Genomic DNA, 20,565 nt, shown 5'->3' with positions numbered 1-20,565 from the left:
CACGCCGGGGCGGCTCGGCGCCCGGGGCTTCTGGGTCAGAAGCCCCGGCCGCGGCCGTCCCGCTGCCCCGGGGGCAGCGCGGGCAGCTGACCACCGCGCTGCCGTCCGTAGTACGAATCCCAGACCGCGTTGTACCCCGAGGATCCGGGGTACGCGGCCGGGCCGGTGAGCTGACCCGCGTAGCCGTAGGTGCCGCGGTGGCCGAAGGCCTTGAAGGTCAGCTCCTCCTCGCCGGAGCGGTCACCGGGCAGGGCCCGGAAGGCCCGCCGGTATTCGGAGCAGAGGGCGTCGAAGATCGGGGTGACCGAGGTGGGGTGACTCTCCGAGGAGGCGTCGCGGGGTGGCCGCATGCCGGGGATGTGGTTGTACGAGGTCCGGGCGGGTTCGTATGAGTACACATCCCTGCCAACGACCTCAAGGCCCGTCGGATGCGGTCCACGCGGCGAATGGATGGCGGGGAGCGTCCCGCCCGGGTGGACTACAGGATAAAAGTCCTGGTTTACCGGGGAGCGCGACTCCGGCTCGTCCGCCTCGGACCCGTTCACGCGCCCCCCGTTCATGTGCCCGCGAGCGGCATGGCCGCCCCCACCAGACGCCCGGCCGCCGCGGCCCGGTCCAGTGCCTCCCGCAGCAGGTCCTCCCGGGGCTGGGAGCCGATCGTCCCCGCCGGGGCGCAGTAGACCAGCACCCGGCGCGTCTTGTTGACGGCCGCCCGCCAGCCGTCGGCGACCTGCATCGCCTGGTGCGCCTGCCACCACGCCTGGGGCGCGGTACCGCCGGCCGGCGGCTGGAGGACCGCGTGCAGCCGGCCCATGGCGAGCAGCACCGACCAGCCCGGCAGCGCCGCCGGGGCCTGCTCGACGTCGGCGACCGGGGCGAAGCCCTGCTCGTGGAGCAGCTCCAGGAAGACGTCCACCGGCCCGGAGGTGCCCGGGCGGGCGATCGGCCCCAGCGGCTCGACCACCAGCGCCGGCTGCACCTCGCCGCCGACCAGCACCAGTCCGCTCGTCACCCCGAGCTCGGCCTGGAGCGGCATCTCGCGGCGGACGGCCGTCCCCTCGCCGCCCTCGGCCGTGATGGACGCGACGGCGCCCTGGAGCTGCGCCTCGGCGACCGGGACGACCTGGGAGGGAATGCAACTGGCGTGGGCGAAGGCCAGCACGGCCGTCTCCTCGCCGACGAACAGCACGGTGCTGGTGGGCACCTGGCCGGTGTGGCCGGGGGTACGGCAGGAGGTGCAGTCGTACACATCCGGGGCGTTCTCGCCGCCGAGCAGTCGCTCCGCCTCTTCGTCGCCGATCTCGGCACGTACCTCGTCGCTGACATCGAGCATGCGCGGCACGGGGGCTCCTCGAAACCTAGGTAGGTCGGTTGTTCTCATCGCAGGGCGCGGTCGAACCGGGCGGTTCCCGGCTCGTAAGGAGACAACGGAGGATCCATGGCATGGGTCACGCTCCGGAAAAGTTCCCGGGCGCGGCTACCGATGGGGCAACGCTTGCGGCACGACTTGGCGATCAAGGCCAACCCCCGGCCCCCGCCCACGGTCTAACCTCTCGGTAGAGGCGGGCCCGGGGCGGATCCGCGGCATACGGCGGCATGGGGACGAATGCGCATCTCATTCCTGATCCACAACGCGTACGGGATCGGCGGCACGGTCCGTACCACCTCCACCCTCGCCGGCACCCTCGCCGAGCAGCACGACGTGGAGATCGTCTCCGTCTTCCGGCACCGCGAGGAGCCCGCCCTCGCCCCCGGCGGCAAGGTGCGGCTGAGGCACCTGGTGGACCTGCGCAGAGGCGGCCCCGGCTACGAGGGCGACGACCCGGACCACGGGCGCCCCGCCGTCGTCTTCCCCGCCGCCGAGGGACGCCACGGGCAGTACAGCGCCCTGACGGACCGCCGGATCGCCGAGCACCTGCGCCGCCTGGACTGCGACGTGGTCGTCGGCACCCGGCCCGGCCTCAACGTCCACATCGCCCAGCAGGCCCGGCGCGGCCCGGTCCGCGTGGGCCAGGAACACCTGACGCTCGGCACCCACTCCGAGCGGCTCAAGCGCGTGCTGCGGACGCACTATCCGCGCCTCGACGCCGTCACCACCGTCACCGAGGCGGACGCGCGCACCTACCGGCGGCTGATGCGGCTGCCCGGCGTGCGCGTCGAGGCGGTGCCCAACGGGGTGCCCGCCCCGGCGGTCGCGCCCGCCGACGGCAGTGGGAAGTGGGTGATCGCGGCCGGGCGGCTGGCCCCCGCCAAGCGCTACGACGTGCTCGTCCGCGCCTTCGCCCTGGTCGTGGCCGAGCGCCCTGACTGGCGGCTGCGGGTCTACGGCGCCGGAGCCGAGCGCCCCAGGCTGCGGGCACTGATCGAGAAGCTCGGCCTCTACAACCACGTCTACCTCATGGGCCCCGCCAACCCCCTGGAGGCCGAGTGGGTCAAGGGCTCCATCGGCGCGGTCACCTCCAGCCTGGAGTCCTTCGGCATGACGATCGTGGAGGCGATGCGCTGCGGGCTGCCGGTGGTTGCCACCGACTGCCCGCACGGCCCCGGCGAGATCATCACCGACGGCGCCGACGGCCTGCTGGTGCCCGTCGGGAGGACCGAGGCCATCGCCGCCGCCCTGCTGCGGCTGATCGGCGACGACGAGCTGCGCCGGCGCATGGGCGCGGCGGCGCTGGCGAGCTCGGCACGCTTCGACCCCGCGGCCGTCGCCGCCCGCTACGAGACCCTCTTCGCCGGGCTGCGCACCCGCGGCGGCCTCCGGGGCGGGCTCCACCGCACCCGGGGCGCCCTGCTCAGCACGGCCTTCCAGGCCAAGGACCGCGGCCGCTCCGCCCTGCGGAAAGTACGCGCCGCATGACGCCGACGCCGACCCATCCCACCGTGCCCGCGCGGGCCGATGACCGCCCCGCCCCGACCACCACTTCCGAGGAGTGCGTCATCGTGTCTGCCCCTCCCCTGTCCGCCGGCGCGGGGAACCCCAGCGCCGACTGCATCGCGGACTCCGCGGGCGGGCTCACCTTCGACCTCGACGCCCCCGGCCGCGCCGCCGACGCCCACTGGTCCGCCGCGCTCGTGCTGCGGCTGCGCGGAGGTGAGGAGGACGAGGAGGTCCGGCTGCCCCTCACCCCCAACGGGACCGGCCGGCTGCGGGCCGTGCTGCCCAGCACCGTCGCCCTGCCCGAGGGCCGCTGGGACGTCCATCTGGACTGCGGCGAGGAGACCCCGCGCCGGCTGCTCCCCGGCCTCGCCGATCTGCGCTCCCTGATCGACCGCCGGCCCGGCCCCAGCACCTCCCCGCTGGCCGTGCGCATCCCCTACGCCACCAAGCACGGCAACCTCTCGCTGCGCAGCTGGCAGCGCGCCCCCCACGCGGAGGCCGGGGACGTGCTCGTCGACCCCGACGGCATAACCGTCCGGGGCACCCTCCACCGGGTGGAGGACCCCGGGGCCTGGCTGGCGGGCGCGGTCGTGGAGGCCCGCTGCCGGCGGGCGGGCCTGACCGTCACGGTCCCGCTCACCGCCGCCGAGGGGCAGGACTTCGCCTTCGCCCTGCCCTTCGCCGGGCTGTGCGAGGAGTGGCGGGGCGGCCCGCAGGTGTGGGACCTGTGGCTGCGCGGACCGGAGGGCACCCCGGTCCGCCTGGCCCGCATCCTGGACGACGTCGCCGACAAGAAGCACGTCTTCGTCTACCCGGCGCGGGACGTGACCGCCCCGCATGCCCCTGCCCAGGCGGGCCCGTACTACACCGCCGACAACGACCTCTCGGTGCGCGTCGTCGAGCGCCCGCCCGCGGCCGGCCGGTAGCGGCCGGGCTCAGCCGGTGGACTCGGCCGCGGCGTGCGGCTGTTCCGGCCGGACGGTCTCCGGGTGGTGGAGGTCGAAGGCCGGGGACTCGGAGCGGATGCGCGGCAGCGTGAGGAAGTTGTGCCGGGGCGGCGGGCAGGAGGTCGCCCACTCCAGTGAGCGCCCGTAGCCCCAGGGGTCGTCCACCTCGATCTTCTTGCCGTACCTGGCGGTCTTCCAGATGTTGTGGAAGAACGGCAGGTTGGACAGGCCCAGCAGGAACGCCCCGATGGAGGAGACGGTGTTGAGCGCGGTGAAGCCGTCGGCCGCCAGGTAGTCGGCGTAGCGGCGGGGCATCCCCTCGGCGCCCAGCCAGTGCTGGACGAGGAAGGTGAGGTGGAAGCCGGTGAACAGGGTCCAGAAGTGCATCTTCCCCAGCCGTTCGTCCAGCATCTTCCCGGTGAGCTTCGGCCACCAGAAGTAGAAGCCGGCGAACGTCGCGAAGACCACCGTGCCGAAGACCACGTAGTGGAAGTGGGCGACGACGAAGTAGGTGTCGGTGACGTGGAAGTCCAGCGGCGGCGAGGCGAGGATCACCCCGGTCAGACCGCCGAAGAGGAAGCTCACCAGGAAGCCCACCGCCCACAGCATGGGCGTCTCGAAGGACAGCGAGCCCTTCCACATCGTGCCGATCCAGTTGAAGAACTTCACCCCGGTCGGCACCGCGATCAGGAACGACATGAAGGAGAAGAAGGGCAGCAGCACCGCGCCGGTGGCGAACATGTGGTGCGCCCAGACCACCACCGACAGGGCCGTGATGGTCATGGTGGCGCCCACCAGCGTCAGATAGCCGAAGATCGGCTTGCGGGAGAACACCGGGATGATCTCGGTGATGATGCCGAAGAACGGCAGCGCGATGATGTAGACCTCTGGGTGGCCGAAGAACCAGAACAGGTGCTGCCACAGCAGCGCCCCGCCCCACTGGGGCTCGAAGACCAGGGCCCCGAACCGCCGGTCCGCCTCCAGGCTGAGCAGCGCCGCCGCCAGCACGGGGAAGGCGAGGAGGATGAGGATCGAGGTGAAGAGCACATTCCAGGTGAAGACCGGCATCCGGAACATCGTCATCCCGGGGGCGCGCATCCCGATGATCGTGGTCAGGAAGTTGACCGCGCCGAGGATGGTGCCGAAGCCGGAGAGGGCCAGCCCCATGATCCACATGTCGGCGCCCATGCCCGGTGAGCGCACCGCGCTGTTCAGCGGGGCGTAGGCGGTCCAGCCGAAGGCGGCGCCGCCCTCGGGCATCAGCAGGCTGGAGACCACGATCAGCCCGCCGAAGAGATAGAGCCAGTAGGCGAACATGTTCAGCCGGGGGAAGGCCACGTCCGGCGAGCCGATCTGCAGCGGCATGATCGCATTGGCGAAGCCGGCGAAGGCCGGGGTGGCGAACAGCAGCAGCATGATCGTGCCGTGCGCGGTGAACGCCTCGTTGAACTGCTCGTTGGTCATCAGCTGGAGCCCGGGGCGGGCCAGCTCGGCCCGCATCAGCATGGCGAGCAGCCCGCCGATGAGGAAGAAGCCGAACGATGTGATCAGGTACAGGTTCCCGATCTTCTTGTGGTCGGTGGTCGTCAGCCAGTCCACGATGATCCGGCCGGGGCTGCGCTCCCCGGCCGGCCCGGCCGGTCCGGCCGCGGCGGCCTGCGCGGTGTCGGTCCCCATCCGTGCCCCCTCGCCTGTGGTGCTCTCGGATACGCGAGTGTCCTCGCGGGCACCCGCCATGATGCTCCGGCGGCGCCGCGCGCGCGAGGGTGCCTCCTCACCGGAACGTTCCGGAACGTGGAATTCCGAGGGCTCTCGCGCCGATAGGGACGTACCCCGGGTAATTCCCGTGGATCAATGCCGGGCAGGGGCGCGGGACGGGAATTCACCGGGGCGCCGGGGGAGTTGCCGGAGGGGCGTCCGGGAAGAAGTGGTGAATTCACCGGCGAGTTTTTGTGGAGGCATCGCGAGGGAAAAGGAACACCCCGTGGGGGTGAGGGAATTCGGCGCAAACCCCCTCGGGGTCACTGTGACAGAAGTGTGACCAGTGGCGGACCCGGCGGCGACGGGAGGCTGGGCGACGCCCCGCCCGGACGCCTACGGTGACTGCCATGGCAACCCTCCCCGGACTCCCCGCCGATCCCGACGACGACCCCGACGCCTACGTCGGCCTGCCCACCGACGAAGCCACCGCCCGGGCGCTTGCCCAGGGCTGGACGGACGTACGGACGCTGCCACCCGGCGCGATCGTCACCATGGAGTACCGCGCCGGCCGGCTGAACCTCGAGGTCGAGCACGGCACCGTACGGCGCTGCTGGAAGGGCTGACGGCCGGACGCGCGAAAGGCGGCCCCGAACGTGCGCGAAGGCGGCCCCGGAAGAGTTCCGGGGCCGCCTTCGCGGTGTGCGTGACCGGTCTCCGCCCGCGGGCTCAGGCCCGGCCGCGCCCGGCCGACGGGCCGAACGACGTGCCGCGCGGCATCCGGTCGGCGTGCGGCGGCCTTCGGCTGCCGGCCGGGGTGACCGGGCTCCGCTCGGAGCGGACCGTGTGCGGCCGGGGCGCCAGATGCGCTCTGCCCTCGGCGACCCGGGCGGCCGACCCGCCGCCCGAGCGGCTGCCGGCGCCCACGGGCTCGCGGACCGGCAGCTCGTCGTCGGCCGGGGCACGCGGCGCGCCCAGCGGCACGGACGCCGCGACCGGCGCGGGGACGGGCGCGGTGAGCAGCCGGCCGCTGCGCAGCCGCAGCCAGACGCCCAGCAGCCAGCCCTCGGCACGGGCCATCAGCGGCTCGAACCAGGGCAGGGCCAGCAGCACCAGCAGACCGGCGGTCCAGCCCAGGGTGACGTCGCTCATCCAGTGCGTGCCCAGGTAGACCGTGGTCATCCCGACGCCGAGCGCCAGCATCGCGGCGCAGACCGAGGAGATCCGCCGGGTGCGCGGCGTGGTGGCCAGATAGGCGAGGACGCCCCAGGTCACCACCGCGTTCGCGGTGTGGCCCGAGGGGAATATGTCGCCGCCGGCGAACATCTCGTTCGAGCCGACGGCGGTGGCGTAGTGCGGACCGAGCCGGCCCATGCCGATCTTGGCGGCGCCCACCGTCGCGTTGAGCAGCAGCAGCGACGTGCCCAGCACCAGCAGCGGGCGCAGGGTCTTCTGCTTGTACGTACACCAGCCGAGCCAGGCCGCGACGGCCACGGCGGTCGGGCCGCGCTGGCCCAGGACCACGAAGTAGTCGAGGAAGGCGTGGATCTCCGGCCACTGCTTGTAGGGCCGGAAGAGCATGACCTGCCAGTCGAAGCGCACCGGCCAGGACGTGGTGAGCACGCCGACCACGATCGCCACGTAGACCACGGAGGTCGCCACGAAGATGCCCAGACGGGTCCGGGTCATCCGCGGCCGCACGGGTTGGGAGCGCTCCTCCGCAGGGACGAGCTCGTCGTTGGTACGCACTCAATCGACGTTACATTGCGTGACAGGAGGGTTCGGCCGATCGAGGCTCTTTGTGATGACGATGTGATGTGGAATGCGTCTCAATCGTGGTGCGCCGCATGTTTGAAACGGCGGAATAAGAATCGGCTAAAGAAGTCCCGAGCGGCTTTGGTCAAAGCCTGGCGAGGCATTAATTCCTTTTCGTGGGACCCCGTTTATCGGTGTGTGGCCGAGGGGTTCCGCGCCGTTTCCCGGCGGGCCGCCGGGCCGCCCGGGAATTACGATCATGGCGGGCCGGAACCGTGCAGCCAGAACGCGCCATAGGCCGCCGACGCAAGCGCGACAGCCGTCATCACCGGCACCGCGCGTACCGTGCGTAGCCGGGCCAGGGCCACCGCCAGCGGCAGCAGCAGGGGAAAGGCGGGCAGCATCAGCCGTGGCTTGGACCCGAAGTACCCCTTGGCCGTGAGCGCCAGCAGCAGCACCGTGCCCGTATAGACGAGCAGCGGCAGCGGCTGCCCCTGCCGCACTCCGGCCAGATACAGCCGGATCACCAGGGCCACCCCGAGCAGCAGCGCCACCCCCGCCGGCCAGGCCGGGCCCGTCAGCCGCTCCCAGATGAACGAGCCGAAGGCCAGTCCACCGTCGAAACCATTGCCCCAGCCGCCCTGGACATCGAGATAACCGGTGACGGAACCGGTGCGCACCCCCACCCAGGCGACATACGCCAGCCAGCCCAGCGGCGCGAGCACCACCCCCGGCAGCACCCGGCCGAACGGCGGCGCCTCGCCCCGGCGGCGGGCCCGGACCAGCACCACCGCCGCGGTCAGCCAGACCGCCGCCACCACGGCGGCGCCCACCGGCCGGGTCAGCCCGGCCAGCGCCGCCAGCGCGCCCGCCCACGCCCACCGGCCGGTCAGCACGCAGTACAGACCCCATGCCGCCAGCGCCGTGAACAGCGACTCCGAATACGCCATCGATTCGACGACGCCCACCGGCAGCGCCGCCCACAGCACCGCCAGCGCCACCCCGGCCCGCCGCCCGTATCGCAGCGCGCCGACCGCGAAGATCCCCCACGCGGCGGCGAGCGAGGCGACCGCCGAGACCACCAGACCCGCGTCCCCCGCCGACAGCGGGAAGATCGCCGACAGCGACCGCTCCAGCCAGGGCAGCAGCGGGAAGAACGCCAGATCGGAGTGGACCTTGCCGCCCGCCAGCTGGAGCGTGTAGCCGTAGCCCTGCTCGGCGATGCGCGCGTACCAGATCGAGTCCCAGCGCGCCGAGAGCAGATGACGCGCCTCCTTGCCGTCCGCCGGCCCCCATAGCGCCAGCGCCACCACGCCCAGCACGCGCACCGCCGCGTAGAGCAGCAGCGCGGGCGCAGCCCGGCGCAGCGCGGCACGGACCCGAACGGCAAGGGGTCGCGCGGGCCGGCCGCCGACGGGGACGCCGACGGATATGCCGGTGGGCCCGTCGCCGGATATGCCGGCGGAGGCGGGGGCCCGGGAGACGGAGGAGGCGCGAACGGTCACCGATCGATTGTCCCAGCCCGGGGACGTGAGAGGGGCCACGTGGGTTCCGTCGGGGTTCGCGTACGCTGTCGACTCACTCGCCCCCTGATACCGCCGGGGCTCATTGGTCCCCAACTGGTTTCCCCGGCCCCATGGCCGCGAGCGCATGACACGGAGGTGTGTGGATGTCCGGGACGACCACCGCCGGCCCCAGAAGGCCGGTCGGCGTTCCCCGGCAGCGGCTCCGGCCGCGCCGCGCGGAAGGGCCGGGTGCCGCCTCGTCGAGCCGGTGGACCGTGCTCGTCGTCCTCTGCGTCAGCCTGCTCCTGGTCGCCGTCGACGCCACCGTGCTGCACGTCGCGGTCCCGGCCGTCACGGAGGACCTGCGCCCGGGCGCGATACAGCTGCTGTGGATCGTCGACGTCTACCCCCTCGTCTGCGCCTCGCTGCTCATCCTCTTCGGCACCCTCGGCGACCGGGTCGGCCGCCGCCGGGTGCTGCTCCTCGGCTACACCCTCTTCGGCGTGGCCTCCGGGCTCGCCGCCGTCGCACCGACACCGGAGATCCTGATCGCCGCCCGGGCGCTGCTCGGCGCCGGCGGCGCGATGATCATGCCGGCGACGCTCTCGATCCTCCGGCAGGTCTTCCCCGACCGCCGGGAGCGGGCCCTGGCCATCGGCGTGTGGAGCGCGGTGGCAGCGGTGGGCGCGGCCGTCGGGCCGCTGCTCGGCGGATTCCTGCTGGAACACTTCTGGTGGGGCTCCGTCTTCCTCATCAACATCCCGCTCATGGCCGTCAGCCTCCCCGTCGGCCGCTGGCTGCTGCCCGAGTCGACCGGCGACCACGACGGTCCGTGGGACGTCCTCGGCGCGCTGATGGCGGCGTTCGGCCTGTTCGGCGTCGTCTACGGGGTCAAGCGGGTGGGCGGCGCGGAGGCGCTCTCGCTCGGCACGATCGTCCCGGCGGCGGTCGGTGCCGCCCTGCTCGTCCTCTTCGTCCGGCGGCAGCGGCGCCGTGCCCACCCGCTCGTCGACCTGACGCTGTTCACGCGGCCCGCCTTCGGCACGTCCGTCGGCTGCATCGTGCTGGCCATGCTGGCGCTGGTCGGGCTGGAACTCATCGCCGCGCAGTACCTCCAGCTCGTCCTCGGCCTCACCCCGCTCGAGACGGGCCTGCGCCTGCTGCCCCTCACCCTCGCCGCGATGGCCGCCGGCCTGGCCGGCTCGCGGGTGCTCCAGCGGTTCGGGCCGCGCGCGATGGTCTCGGCGGGCTTCGTGCTCACCGCGATGGCGGTGCTCTCACTGACCGTCATGGGCCCGGAGGACCGCCCCTACGCGCTGATCGCCGGCTTCGTCCTGCTCGGCTTCGGCCTGGAGACCACGCTCTTCGGAGCGTACGAGTCGATGCTGAGCGAGGCCCCCGCGCGGGCGGCGGGCGGCGCGGCCGCGATCGGCGAGACGTCGTACCAGCTCGGCGCGGGCATCGGCATCGCGCTCCTCGGCAGCGTCATGAACGCGGCGTACGCGCCGGGCGTCGACGCCGTCCCCGGCGTCCCGAGCGCGGCGGGCCGGGCCGCGAGCCACTCGCTGGGCGAGGCGTACGAAGTCGCCGCCCGCCTCGACGGCCCGGCCGGCACGGCCCTGCGCGCGGCGGCCCGCGACGCGTTCGTGCACGGCCTGCACGTGACGCTCGCGGTGAGCGCGGGGCTGCTCGCGCTGGGAGCGGTGGCGGCACTGCGGCTGCCGAGGGGTCTGGAGCCGACGGAGGGCTGAGGCCCGGCGGTGCCGAACCCACCCCGGCCAGGTCTGGACGCCGGGGGTTACCCACCCGTAGCGTTCTGGGGAAGCGATGATCACCCCGAACCGAGCCGGAGGCTGACCGTGTTCGATCCACATGATCCGCTCGGCATCGACGACCTGCTCACCGACGAGGACCGGGCCATCCGGGACTCCGTCAGGAGCTGGGCGCGCGACCGTGTGCTGCCGCATATCGCGGAGTGGTACGAGAGCGGCGAGGTCCCCGTGCGCGAGCTCGCCCGGGAGCTGGGCGCCATGGGCGCCCTCGGCATGCAGCTCACCGGCTACGGCTGCGCGGGCGCGAGCGCCGTGCAGTACGGGCTGGCGTGTCTGGAGGTGGAGGCGGCCGACTCCGGCATCCGTTCCCTCGTCTCCGTGCAGGGTTCCCTCGCGATGTACGCCATCCACCGCTTCGGCTCCGAGGAGCAGAAGCGGCGCTGGCTGCCCGGGATGGCGGCCGGCGAGATCATCGGCTGCTTCGGGCTGACCGAGCCCGACCACGGCTCGGACCCGGGCGGGATGCGCACGTACGCCAAGCGCGACGCCGGCGGCGACTGGCTGCTGACGGGCCGCAAGATGTGGATCACCAACGGCTCGGTGGCCGGCGTCGCGGTCGTCTGGGCCCGGACGGACGAGGGCATCAGGGGATTCGTCGTCCCCACCGACAGCCCCGGCTTCTCCGCGCCCGAGATCAAGCACAAGTGGTCGCTGCGCGCCTCCGTCACCAGCGAGCTGGTCCTGGACGAGGTGCGGCTGCCCGCCGACGCGGTGCTGCCCGAGGCGAAGGGGCTGGGCGGCCCCCTCGGCTGTCTCAACCACGCCCGGTACGGCATCGTCTGGGGCGCGATGGGTGCCGCGCGCACCTGCTTCGAGACGGCCCTGGACTACGCGCGCACGCGCGAGCAGTTCGGCCGGCCCATCGGCGGCTTCCAGCTCACCCAGGCCAAGCTGGCCGACATGGCGCTGGAGCTCCACAAGGGCGTACTGCTGGCCCACCATCTGGGACAGCGGATGGACGCGGGGCGGCTGCGGCCGGAGCAGGTGAGCTTCGGAAAGCTCAACAACGTGCGGGAGGCGATCGAGATCTGCCGTACCGCCCGGACGGTCCTGGGCGCCAACGGGATCTCGCTCGAGTACCCCGTGATGCGCCACGCCACGAACCTGGAGTCGGTGCTGACCTACGAGGGCACCGTGGAGATGCACCAGCTGGTGCTGGGCAAGGCGCTCACCGGCCTCGACGCGTTCCGGTGAGCCCCTGCCCGGGCTCGTCTCATATCAGCTCTGATTGAAGAAGCCGCCCTGCGCGCGGCCCCCCTCCCCGCTGACGACCTTGTAGTCGGCGGGGGTGAGCAGGAAGACCCTGTTCGCCACGCGTTCGATCGAGCCGCGCAGGCCGAAGGTCAACCCGGCCGCGAAGTCCACCACCCGCTTGGCGTCGCTGGGCTCCATGCCCGTGAGGTTGACGATGACCGGTACGCCATCCCGGAACAGTTCGCCGATGCCCCGGGCGTCCCGGAAGCCGTCCGGGGTGACCGTGGCGATACGGGTGCCCTGTTCCTGCGCGACCTCGTCGGCCACGCGGACCTTGGGGTTGGTCACCCAGGAGTCGCCGGGCTCGGTCCCCTCGTCCGAGTCCTCTTCGTAGCCGCCGTAGTAGCGCTCGTCATCGCTGTCGTCGACGAGGCCAAGCCACGCACTCGCCTTGCGCACCGATCCCATGGACGCCTCCTCTCACACGCGGTGTGTTCCGCCCGCTCCTCTATGGTCGTCCATGATGCGGATGATGTGCCAAGTGGATGGCGGCCATGCGGGGATTTCGTGACGCATCTGGTGCAAAGTGGGTGGCGGTGCGTCAGAAACTCCTATGAGCCGACCTTAGGCGCCGGACCTGGGCATATGCGGCATGGACCGGAGTGGACGGCCTCCGGCCCAGCTCGATTGTCCCCGCTGACTAGGATGCCCGGGCACATCGACACCACACACGGGGACACGTTTTGTTCGGGATCATCAGGCCATGCCGTCACAGACTCTCGGAGCGCATGCGAGCGGAGTGGATGGCGCATCTCTGCGGGCTCTGTCTGGCGTTGAGGGGCGATCACGGGCAATTCGCTCGAATAGCAACCAATTATGACGGTCTCGTCATATCGGTGCTGGTCGAGGCGCAGTCCACGGAGACAAAGGAGTCCGGAGCCTGGCGGCGCACCGCCGGGCCCTGCCCGTTGCGCGGGATGCGCTCCGCGTCCGTGGCCCACGGCGAGGGCGCCCGGCTGGCCGCCACGGTCTCGCTCGTCCTGGCCTCCGCGAAGATGCGCGACCATGTCGCCGACGGCGACGGGCTGTTGGCGCGCCGCCCGGTCGCGGCGGCCGCGCGCGGCATCGCCGCCCGCTGGGAGGGGGCGGGTGCCCGTACGGGGGCGGAACTCGGCTTCGACACGGCCGTTCTGGTCGACGCCGTCGAACGGCAGGCGGGCGTCGAGGCGCTGGCCGGTCCGGGCACCCCGCTGCTGGAGGTCACCGAGCCCACCGAGACGGCCACCGCCATGGCCTTCGGGTACACGGCCGTGCTCGCGGGCAGGCCCGCCAACCGGCCGGCCCTGGAGGAGGCGGGCCGGCTCTTCGGTCGGCTCGCCCATCTCCTCGACGCCGTCGAGGACCTGGACGAGGACGCCCGCACCGGGTCCTGGAACCCCATCACCGCCACCGGCACCGGCCTCGACGAGGCGCGGCGGCTGTGCGACGACGCGGTGCGCGGGGTGCGGCTGGCGCTGCGGGACGTGGAGTTCGGCGGCAAGTCCCAGGGCAGGCTGGCCCACCTCCTGCTGGCGCACGAGCTGGAACGTTCCGTGGACCGGGCGTTCGCGACCGGCGGCTGCGCGACCCACGGGCACACCGCCGACGGGCACACGGCGGGGCACGCGCACGCCGCGCCCGAAGGTGCCTTCGGGGCGCCGCCCGTGATGCCGCCGACCGCGCCGCCGGAGCCGCCGAGGGGCGGCCGTCGGCGACGGCGGGGGCTCATCGCGGGCTGCGCGGTCTGGACCGGCATGTTCTGCACCGGCCAGATCTGCTGCAAGGACCCCTACGAGGACCCCTGGACCGGGGAGCCGCGCGAGGGCTGGTGTGCCAAGTGCTGTGACAACTGTGATGGTGGCGATTGCGGCGACTGTGGTGACTGCTGCAATTGCTGTGACTGTTGCAGCAAGTGCTGCGATGGATGCGACTGCTGTGACGGTTGCGACTGCGGCTGTGACTGCTGAACCTCACGGACCGAAGGTGCGGTGCGTGGACGTGCGAGGGGAGGGTGCGGCAGAACTGCCGCGCTGGTGAAGGCAGCGGGCGCCGGGGCGCGCGGGCGCCACGGCGCGCGTCGTGTCTCGGCGGTACGAGGACGCGCGGTCAGCTCGTACAGGAGGCGGACCACACCCGGCCGAAGTCGATGTGGTCGCGGGTGACGAGCCGCTGCCCAGGACGCATGAGGTAAGTGGAGCAGCCATCCGGTTGTTCCGTCAACCGAGTTGAGACGAGCTGCCCACACTGTGGACGCCGTTCTGGACAGGGTTGACAGCGCACCGAGGCCCCGGCTTAGCCTCGACATCCGGCCGTGCTGAGGGGCGCGTCCGGATGAAGGCGGCACCATCCCGTGTTCGATCACCGCATCCACGGAGCCTTCGCATGCCCGCGCACCCGCGCCCCCTTTCCCACCCGCGCCCCGTCCCCTCCCTCGTCGTCATCGGCGCGGGCCCGCGCGGCACCGGCCTCGTCGAGCGCATCGCCGCCAACGCCCCCGAACTCCTCGCGGGCGCCCGCCTCGACCTCCACCTCGTCGACCCCCACCCACCGGGCGGCGGCCGGGTCTGGCGGCACGACCAGTCCCCGCTGCTGTGGATGAACTCCATGGCCGAGGACGTCACGATGTACACCGACGACTCCGTCGAATGCGCCGGCCCGGTCCGTCACGGCCCCTCGCTCGCCGAGTGGGCGGCCCGCGTCCGCGACGGTGCCGAAACGATCCGCCTCGATCCCGGAACGGCCGCCGAGGCCCGGGAGCTGACGCCCCGGAGCTTCGCCGGCCGACGGCTCCAGAGCGCCTACCTGTCCTGGGTGTACGACCGCGCGGTCGCCACCCTGCCCGCCGGGATCACCGTCCACGAGCACCGCCGCCGGGCCGTGCGGCTCTCCGGACCCCGCGACGGCCGGCAGCGGGTATGGCTGGAGGGCCGGAGGCAGCCGCTCCTCGCCGACGCCGTCGTCCTCGCCCTCGGCCACCTCGACGCCGACCCCGGCCCCGGGGAACAGGCCCTCGCCTCCTTCGCCACCGACCACGGACTGACCTACCTGCCGCCCGAGTTCACCGCCGACAGCGACCTGGACGCGCTGCGCCCCGGCGAGCCCGTCCTCGTGCGCGGCTTCGGCCTCGCCTTCGTCGACCTCATGGCCTTGCTGACCGAGGGCAGAGGGGGCCGGTTCACCACCGACACCAAGGGCGTGCTCACCTACCACCCCTCCGGGCGCGAGCCCGTCCTCCACGTCGGATCCCGGCGCGGCGTCCCCTACCGCGCCAAGCTGAGCTACGGCTGGCACGGCGAACCGCCCCCGCTGCCGCGCTTCCTGGGCCCCGCCGAGATCGAGGAGCTGCGCGCCCGCCCCGGCCGGCTCGACTACCACCGCGACATCCGGCCGCTGGTGGAGAAGGAACTCGGCTTCGCCCACTACCACCGGCTGTTCACCGCCCACCCGGCGCGGACGGCCGTCGACTGGCAGGTCTTCGAGGAGAAGTACGCCGTCTGCGCACCCGGCAGCGCCGAACTCGACGCGCTGGTCTCCGCGTCCGTGCCCGACCCCGCCGACCGGCTCGACCTGGAGGGCCTCGACCGCCCGCTCGCCGGGCTGCGCTTCCCCGACGGGGAGGCCCTCCAGGAGGGTCTGCGCGCCCACATCGAGGCCGACCTCGCCCGCCGCCACAACCCCTGCCACAGCCCGGACCTCGCCGTCTTCCTCGGACTGCTCTCCGTCTACGGGCAGCTCGCCCCGCTCGGCGACATCGGCACGGAGTGGCACGGCTTCTTCAGCTACCTCGCCTCCGGGCCGCCCGGCCCCCGGCTGCGGCAACTGCTCGCGCTCTCCCGCGCGGGGACCGTCCGGTTCCTCGGCGCCGACACGGCCTACGAGACGGACGCGGAACGCGGGGTGTTCCGGGCGCGGAGCGTCAGCGCGCCCGGCCTCGGCGTCGAGGCGCGGGCGCTGGTGGAGGCGCGGTTGCCCGAGCCGTCCGTCGACCGGTCGCGTGACCCGCTGCTGCGGGGGCTGCGGGGAGAGGTGCGGGTCACCCCCGCCGGGCTGCTCGCCGTCCATCCCGAGGACGGGCGGGTCCTCGGGGCCGACGGGGTGCCGCATCCTCGGCGGTTCGCGCTCGGGCCGCATACGGACGCGCGGTCCTCGGGTGCGTTCGCGCGGCCGGGGACGAACGCGCCTGCCTTTCGGCAGAACGACGCCGCTGCGCGGGCGCTGTTGCGGCTCCTGGGCTGAGGCCGGTCCGCGTCCGCGGGTCGGTTGTGCCCACCCTCCCCCAGCTACCGCTGGGGGTGCCCCCAGCCTTGCGGAACGCCTGCCCACAACCTGTTGGAGGTTTTTCCCTATGCCTGAACCCACCCGTCCGCTTCATCTCTCCGTCGCTCTCGACCGCGCCGGTACCTACGCCGCCGAGCCCTACGTCGACGCCGCCCGGCTCGCCGAGCGGGGGCGGTTCGACTTCGTCACGCTCGGCGACTCGTTCGGGCCGCCCGGGCGGGGGCGGGGGCGGCTCGACGCGCTCGCCGTGCTCGCCCGGGTCGCGCCCGCCACGGAGCGGATCGGGCTCGTGCCCACCGTCACCACCACCCACACCGAGCCGTTCCACGTCTCCTCCGCCCTGGCCACCCTCGACTGGGCGAGCCGGGGCCGCGCCGGCTGGACCGTCGAGGTGTCCACGGACGACCGCGAGGCGGCGGCCTTCGGGCGGCGCGAGGCGCCGGACGCCTGGGCCGCCTGGCGCGAGGCCGAGGCCGTCGCCGACGTCGTCGCCCGGCTGTGGGACAGCTGGGAGGACGACGCCGAGATACGGGACGTCCCCACCGGGCGTTTCATCGACCGCGACAAGCTCCACCACGTCGACTTCGAGGGTCCCGGCTTCAGCGTGCGCGGCCCCTCCATCGTGCCCCGGCCGCCGCAGGGCCGCCCCGTGGTCGCCGTCGACGCCACCGCGCCGGCCGCCCAGGCCACCGCCGCCCGCCACGCGGACGTCGCCTACGTCCGCGTCGGGAACCCGGACGACCCCCGGGCCGCCCACGCCGTCCGCGCCGCGCGCGGCGACTTACGGCAGCGCGCCCGGGCCCACGGCCGCGACCCCGGCGGCCACGACGGCCGGCTCGTCGTGCTCGCCTCGCTGCCGGTCGCGCTCCACGCGGCCGCCGACGCGGTCGCGCTCGCCGACCTCGTCGACCGCTGGTACACCGATGGCGTCGCCGACGGCTTCCACTTCCGCCCCCGGGACCCCGACCGGGACCTCGCGCTGCTCGTCGACGGCACCGTGCCCGTCCTCCAGCACCGGGGCCTGCTGCGCGGCTTCTACCCCGGCTCCACCCTCCGCGAGCACCTGTGTCTGGCCCGCCCCGCCAATCGCTACGCCACCGTCAGGGAGATCCCTGTCGGGGAGACCACCGTCAGGGAGACCGCATGACCATCCGCAAGCGGATGCACCTCGCCGCGCACTTCCCCGGCGTCAACAACACCACCGTCTGGTCCGACCCCAGGGCGGGCAGCCAGATCGACTTCTCCTCCTTCGAGCACCTCGCGCGCGTCGCCGAGCGCGGGCTCTTCGACTTCTTCTTCCTCGCCGAGGGCCTGCGGCTGCGCGAGCACAAGGGGCGGCTGCACGACCTGGACGTCGTCGGCCGGCCCGAGTCGGTCACCGTGCTGAACGCGCTGGCCGCCGTCACCGAGCGGCTGGGCCTCGCCGCCACCGTCAACGCCACCTTCAACGAGCCCTACGAACTCGCCCGGCGCCTCGCCTCCCTCGACCACCTCAGCGGCGGGCGCGCGGCCTGGAACGTCGTCACCTCCTCCGACGCCTTCACCGGCGAGAACTTCCGGCGCGGCGGCTACCTCGACCGGGCCGACCGCTACACCCGGGCCGCCGAGTTCGTCGCCACGGCCAGGGAGATCTGGGACTCCTGGACCCCCGACGGCACTCCGCGTCCCTTCTCCCACCACGGACGGCACTTCTCCGTCTCCGGTACCTTCGACGTGCCCCGGAGCCCGCAGGGTCACCCCGTGGTGATCCAGGCGGGGGACTCCGAGGAGGGCCGGGAGTTCGCCGCGTCCGCCGCCGACGTCATCTTCACCCGGCACGGCACCCTGGAGGCGGGCCGCGCCTTCTACGCCGACGTCAAGGGGCGGCTGGCGGCGTACGGGCGGCGGCCCGAGGAGCTGAAGATCATGCCCGGGGTCACCTTCGTGCTGGGCGACACCGCCGCCGAGGCGCAGGAGAAAGCGGACGTCATCCGCGAACAGCAGGTCTCCCCGCAGACCGCGATCCTCACCCTGGAACAGGTCTGGGGCCGCGACCTGTCGGCCTACGACCCCGACGGGCCGCTGCCCGACGTCGACCCCGACCCGCAAGGACGGCTGACCCAGGGCCGGGTGCCGCTGGGCGATCCGTTCGCCGTCGCCGCCAAGTGGCGCGCCCTGTCGGAGGCCAAGGGCCTGTCCATCCGGCAGACCGTGATCGAGGCGACCGGGCGGCAGTCCTTCATCGGCACGCCGCGACAAGTGGCCGCGCGAATGGAGGAGTTCGTCACCGAGGAGGCCGCGGACGGCTTCATCCTCGTTCCCCATCTCACCCCCGGCGGGCTCGACGACTTCGTCGAGCGGGTCGTCCCCCTGCTCCAGGAGCGTGGCGCGTTCCGCACGGAGTACTCGGGGTCGACACTCCGGGACCACCTCGGGCTTCCGCTGCCCGTATGGAAGGGTTGACCGCCATGAGCACGAGTGACGCGCGACAGCGGTGGAAAGAGTGGCGCGAGGAGCGCGCCGAGGCGGCCTCGGCCCCCTACGGCCCGCTCTCCCTGACGGGGACGTACTGGCTGTCCGAGCTCCCGGAGGGGCGAATCCCGGCCACTCCCGGGCGCTGGACCGAGGCCCCGGACGGCGCCGGAGTCCTGCTGACGGCCTCCGCCGGCGACGGGCTCACCCTGGACGGGCGGCCGTTCGAGGGCGCCACGGTGCTCACCGCCGACGCCGGGCCGGGCCCGGCCCGGGTCGCGCACGGGGAGCGGAAGCTGGTCGTGCTGTGCCGCGAAGGGCAGTGGGCGGTCCGGGTGTTCGACCCGGCCGCCCCGGGCCGCCGGGCGTTCGCCGGGATCGACGCCTTCGAGTACGACGCGAGCTGGGTGCTGCCCGGGGTGTTCCGCCCGTACGACCGTGACCGGACGGTCGCGGTGGAGAACGCCGACGGGCGGACGCGCGGGCTGGGCGTCGCCGGTGAACTGGCCTTCGTCAAGGACGGGGAGGAGTACGCGCTGCGGGTCTCGGCGGAGGCCGACGGCTCGCTGTGGGCCGTCATCGCGGACGGCACCAGCGGCGCGTCCAGCTATCGCTTCCGCTTCCTCAAGCCCGGGGTGCCGGACGCCGAGGGGCGGCTGACCGTCGACTTCAACCGGGCGCTGCTGCCGCCGTGCGCCTTCGCCGAGCACTTCATCTGCCCCTTCCCGCCACCGGGCAACCGGCTGCCCTTCGACGTCCCGGCGGGGGAGCGGAACCTCCTCGCCCACTGACGCGTCGAAGCTTCCGGACAAGACCGGGCGACGGCCCCGGCGGCCGGGGAGCCGCCGGGGCGCTTCGTGGTGCGCGGGGGCGCGTCCGAAAGGAGCCCTTGCGCCATGCCGCCGATGGCCCGAATACTCCCGAACAGCGCTTGTCAGGGGCACGGCGAAAGTGGAATCCGGTGTGCCTTTTTGGCTGCGCCTCACGGGTCCGCGCCCACCACGTGGATCCCCGACCCCCCTCGGGAGGAAGAACGTGAGGATCAAGCGCACCACCCCCCGCAGGCTCCTGGCCGTGACGACCAGCCTTCTGGCCGCCTCCGCCCTCGTCACCGGCGTCGCCCGGGCCGAGCCCGGCGCGTCGGCCACCTCGTCCGCCTTGTCCGCCGCCCGGCTGGCCTCGCTGAGCACGGCCGTGGAGTCCGCCGACGTCCCCGGCACCGCCTGGGTCGTCGACCGGGCCGCCGGATCCGTCGTGGTCACCGCCGACTCCACCGTCTCCGACGAGGCCATCGCGAGCATCAGACGCTCGGCCGGGGACGACGCCGACGCGATACGCGTCGAGCGCACCCCCGGCACCTTCCGGAAGCTGCTCGCCGGCGGCGACGCGATCTACGCGCCCACCTGGCGCTGCTCGGTCGGCTTCAACGTGCGCAAGGGCAACACCTACTACTTCCTGACCGCCGGCCACTGCACCCAGGGCAAGCCGCAGTACTACGCCAACTCCAGCCACACCACGAGCATCGGCCCCACCACCGGCACCAGCTTCCCGGGCAACGACTACGGCATCGTCCAGTACGCCAACGGCTCGATCCCGCACCCCAGCGCGGTCGACCTCTACAACGGCGGATCGCAGCGCATCACCACCGCCGGCAACGCCACCGTCGGCCAGCGCGTCCAGCGCAGCGGCTCCACGACCGGGGTCCACGGCGGCACCGTCACCGGCCTGAACGCCACGGTCAACTACGGCAACGGCCAGGTCGTCCGCGGCCTGATCAAGACCAACGTCTGCGCCGAGCCGGGCGACAGCGGCGGCGCGCTCTTCGCCGGCTCCACCGCCCTCGGCCTCACCTCCGGCGGCAGCGGCAACTGCTCCTCCGGCGGCACGACCTTCTTCCAGCCGGTCACCCAGGCGCTCGGCGCCTATGGGGTGAGCGTCTTCTGACCCACCCGCCCGGCACTCCTCCAGACGCCTGACCGCGAGCGCGC

Annotated in this window: 17 protein-coding genes; 11 read left to right on the top strand and 6 right to left on the bottom strand. The window is 73.1% G+C overall.

Annotated elements, in window-relative coordinates; all coding sequences use genetic code 11:
• Positions 1-35: 35 nt before the first annotated feature.
• Together EKH77_RS06780 and EKH77_RS06775 are read right to left on the bottom strand one after the other, a co-directional pair.
• Positions 36-398, bottom strand: a complete 363-nt coding sequence (locus tag EKH77_RS06780) for a hypothetical protein (RefSeq protein WP_126913517.1) — start codon at positions 396-398, stop codon at positions 36-38.
• 158 nt (positions 399-556) lie between these two features.
• On the bottom strand, positions 557-1,342 hold the full coding sequence (locus tag EKH77_RS06775; RefSeq protein WP_206279819.1) for a hypothetical protein: 786 nt from the start codon (positions 1,340-1,342) through the stop codon (positions 557-559).
• A 264-nt stretch (positions 1,343-1,606) separates the two neighbouring features.
• Here EKH77_RS06775 and EKH77_RS06770 point away from each other — a divergent pair, with 264 nt between their 5' ends.
• Together EKH77_RS06770 and EKH77_RS06765 are read left to right on the top strand one after the other, a co-directional pair.
• Positions 1,607-2,857, top strand: coding sequence for a glycosyltransferase family 4 protein (locus tag EKH77_RS06770; protein WP_126913516.1), 1,251 nt, complete (start codon positions 1,607-1,609; stop codon positions 2,855-2,857).
• Positions 2,858-2,940: 83 nt separating this feature from the next.
• Positions 2,941-3,804, top strand: a complete 864-nt coding sequence (locus EKH77_RS06765) for a hypothetical protein (protein ID WP_240667250.1) — start codon at positions 2,941-2,943, stop codon at positions 3,802-3,804.
• Between the two features lie 9 nt (positions 3,805-3,813).
• Here the strand turns inward: EKH77_RS06765 and ctaD are convergent, their stop codons facing one another.
• Positions 3,814-5,502, bottom strand: a complete 1,689-nt coding sequence (gene ctaD, locus EKH77_RS06760; protein WP_126913514.1) for an aa3-type cytochrome oxidase subunit I — start codon at positions 5,500-5,502, stop codon at positions 3,814-3,816.
• 431 nt (positions 5,503-5,933) lie between these two features.
• Between ctaD and EKH77_RS06755 the strand changes: the two genes are divergently transcribed.
• Positions 5,934-6,149 (top strand): I78 family peptidase inhibitor, encoded by a 216-nt coding sequence (locus tag EKH77_RS06755; RefSeq protein WP_126913513.1) that lies wholly within the window; start codon positions 5,934-5,936, stop codon positions 6,147-6,149.
• Positions 6,150-6,252: 103 nt separating this feature from the next.
• Here the strand turns inward: EKH77_RS06755 and EKH77_RS06750 are convergent, their stop codons facing one another.
• Positions 6,253-7,272, bottom strand: a complete 1,020-nt coding sequence (locus EKH77_RS06750; RefSeq protein WP_126913512.1) for a phosphatase PAP2 family protein — start codon at positions 7,270-7,272, stop codon at positions 6,253-6,255.
• Between the two features lie 263 nt (positions 7,273-7,535).
• Positions 7,536-8,711, bottom strand: a complete 1,176-nt coding sequence (locus EKH77_RS06745; RefSeq protein ID WP_430981025.1) for a hypothetical protein — start codon at positions 8,709-8,711, stop codon at positions 7,536-7,538.
• A gap of 236 nt (positions 8,712-8,947) precedes the next feature.
• On the opposite strand from EKH77_RS06745, the gene EKH77_RS06740 reads away from it, so the two are divergent.
• Entirely contained in the window at positions 8,948-10,534 is a 1,587-nt protein-coding gene (locus EKH77_RS06740) for an MFS transporter (protein WP_126913510.1), read from the top strand.
• A gap of 102 nt (positions 10,535-10,636) precedes the next feature.
• Positions 10,637-11,809, top strand: coding sequence for an acyl-CoA dehydrogenase family protein (locus EKH77_RS06735; protein ID WP_126917915.1), 1,173 nt, complete (start codon positions 10,637-10,639; stop codon positions 11,807-11,809).
• Positions 11,810-11,833: 24 nt separating this feature from the next.
• Here the strand turns inward: EKH77_RS06735 and EKH77_RS06730 are convergent, their stop codons facing one another.
• The gene (locus EKH77_RS06730; RefSeq protein ID WP_126913509.1) at positions 11,834-12,277 is read right to left on the bottom strand and encodes a cell division protein SepF; all 444 of its coding nucleotides are present in this window, start codon (positions 12,275-12,277) and stop codon (positions 11,834-11,836) included.
• A 275-nt stretch (positions 12,278-12,552) separates the two neighbouring features.
• Here EKH77_RS06730 and EKH77_RS06725 point away from each other — a divergent pair, with 275 nt between their 5' ends.
• From EKH77_RS06725 to EKH77_RS06700, 6 genes are all read left to right on the top strand, one after another.
• Positions 12,553-13,815, top strand: a complete 1,263-nt coding sequence (locus tag EKH77_RS06725; protein ID WP_126913508.1) for a DUF5685 family protein — start codon at positions 12,553-12,555, stop codon at positions 13,813-13,815.
• A gap of 415 nt (positions 13,816-14,230) precedes the next feature.
• Entirely contained in the window at positions 14,231-16,084 is a 1,854-nt protein-coding gene (locus tag EKH77_RS06720) for an FAD/NAD(P)-binding protein (RefSeq protein ID WP_240667249.1), read from the top strand.
• 109 nt (positions 16,085-16,193) lie between these two features.
• Positions 16,194-17,273, top strand: coding sequence for an LLM class flavin-dependent oxidoreductase (locus EKH77_RS06715; RefSeq protein WP_126913506.1), 1,080 nt, complete (start codon positions 16,194-16,196; stop codon positions 17,271-17,273).
• Entirely contained in the window at positions 17,270-18,568 is a 1,299-nt protein-coding gene (locus tag EKH77_RS06710; RefSeq protein WP_126913505.1) for an NtaA/DmoA family FMN-dependent monooxygenase, read from the top strand. The genes EKH77_RS06715 and EKH77_RS06710 overlap by 4 nt, the downstream gene beginning before the upstream one ends.
• Positions 18,569-18,573: 5 nt before the next feature.
• Complete coding sequence (locus EKH77_RS06705; protein ID WP_126913504.1) at positions 18,574-19,368, top strand: DUF1684 domain-containing protein; 795 nt, start codon at positions 18,574-18,576, stop codon at positions 19,366-19,368.
• A gap of 244 nt (positions 19,369-19,612) precedes the next feature.
• A complete protein-coding gene (locus tag EKH77_RS06700) occupies positions 19,613-20,521 on the top strand; it encodes a S1 family peptidase (protein WP_126913503.1) in 909 nt (302 codons plus the stop codon).
• Positions 20,522-20,565: the final 44 nt, after the last annotated feature.

This window comes from Streptomyces luteoverticillatus, assembly GCF_003970715.1.
Classification (GTDB): domain Bacteria; phylum Actinomycetota; class Actinomycetes; order Streptomycetales; family Streptomycetaceae; genus Streptomyces; species Streptomyces abikoensis.
Note: the sequence above shows the minus strand (reverse complement) of the source record. Positions and strands in the feature narration are given on the sequence as shown.

Excerpts from the sequence above, each read along its gene's own strand:
- EKH77_RS06715 (WP_126913506.1), top strand. The coding sequence starts at position 16,194 with ATGCCTGAACCCACCCGTCCGCTTCATCTCTCCGTCGCTCTCGACCGC.
- ctaD (WP_126913514.1), bottom strand. The coding sequence starts at position 5,502 with ATGGGGACCGACACCGCGCAGGCCGCCGCGGCCGGACCGGCCGGGCCG.
- EKH77_RS06755 (WP_126913513.1), top strand. The coding sequence starts at position 5,934 with ATGGCAACCCTCCCCGGACTCCCCGCCGATCCCGACGACGACCCCGAC.
- EKH77_RS06705 (WP_126913504.1), top strand. The coding sequence starts at position 18,574 with ATGAGCACGAGTGACGCGCGACAGCGGTGGAAAGAGTGGCGCGAGGAG.
- EKH77_RS06740 (WP_126913510.1), top strand. The coding sequence starts at position 8,948 with ATGTCCGGGACGACCACCGCCGGCCCCAGAAGGCCGGTCGGCGTTCCC.
- EKH77_RS06770 (WP_126913516.1), top strand. The coding sequence starts at position 1,607 with ATGCGCATCTCATTCCTGATCCACAACGCGTACGGGATCGGCGGCACG.
- EKH77_RS06730 (WP_126913509.1), bottom strand. The coding sequence starts at position 12,277 with ATGGGATCGGTGCGCAAGGCGAGTGCGTGGCTTGGCCTCGTCGACGAC.
- EKH77_RS06720 (WP_240667249.1), top strand. The coding sequence starts at position 14,231 with ATGCCCGCGCACCCGCGCCCCCTTTCCCACCCGCGCCCCGTCCCCTCC.
- EKH77_RS06710 (WP_126913505.1), top strand. The coding sequence starts at position 17,270 with ATGACCATCCGCAAGCGGATGCACCTCGCCGCGCACTTCCCCGGCGTC.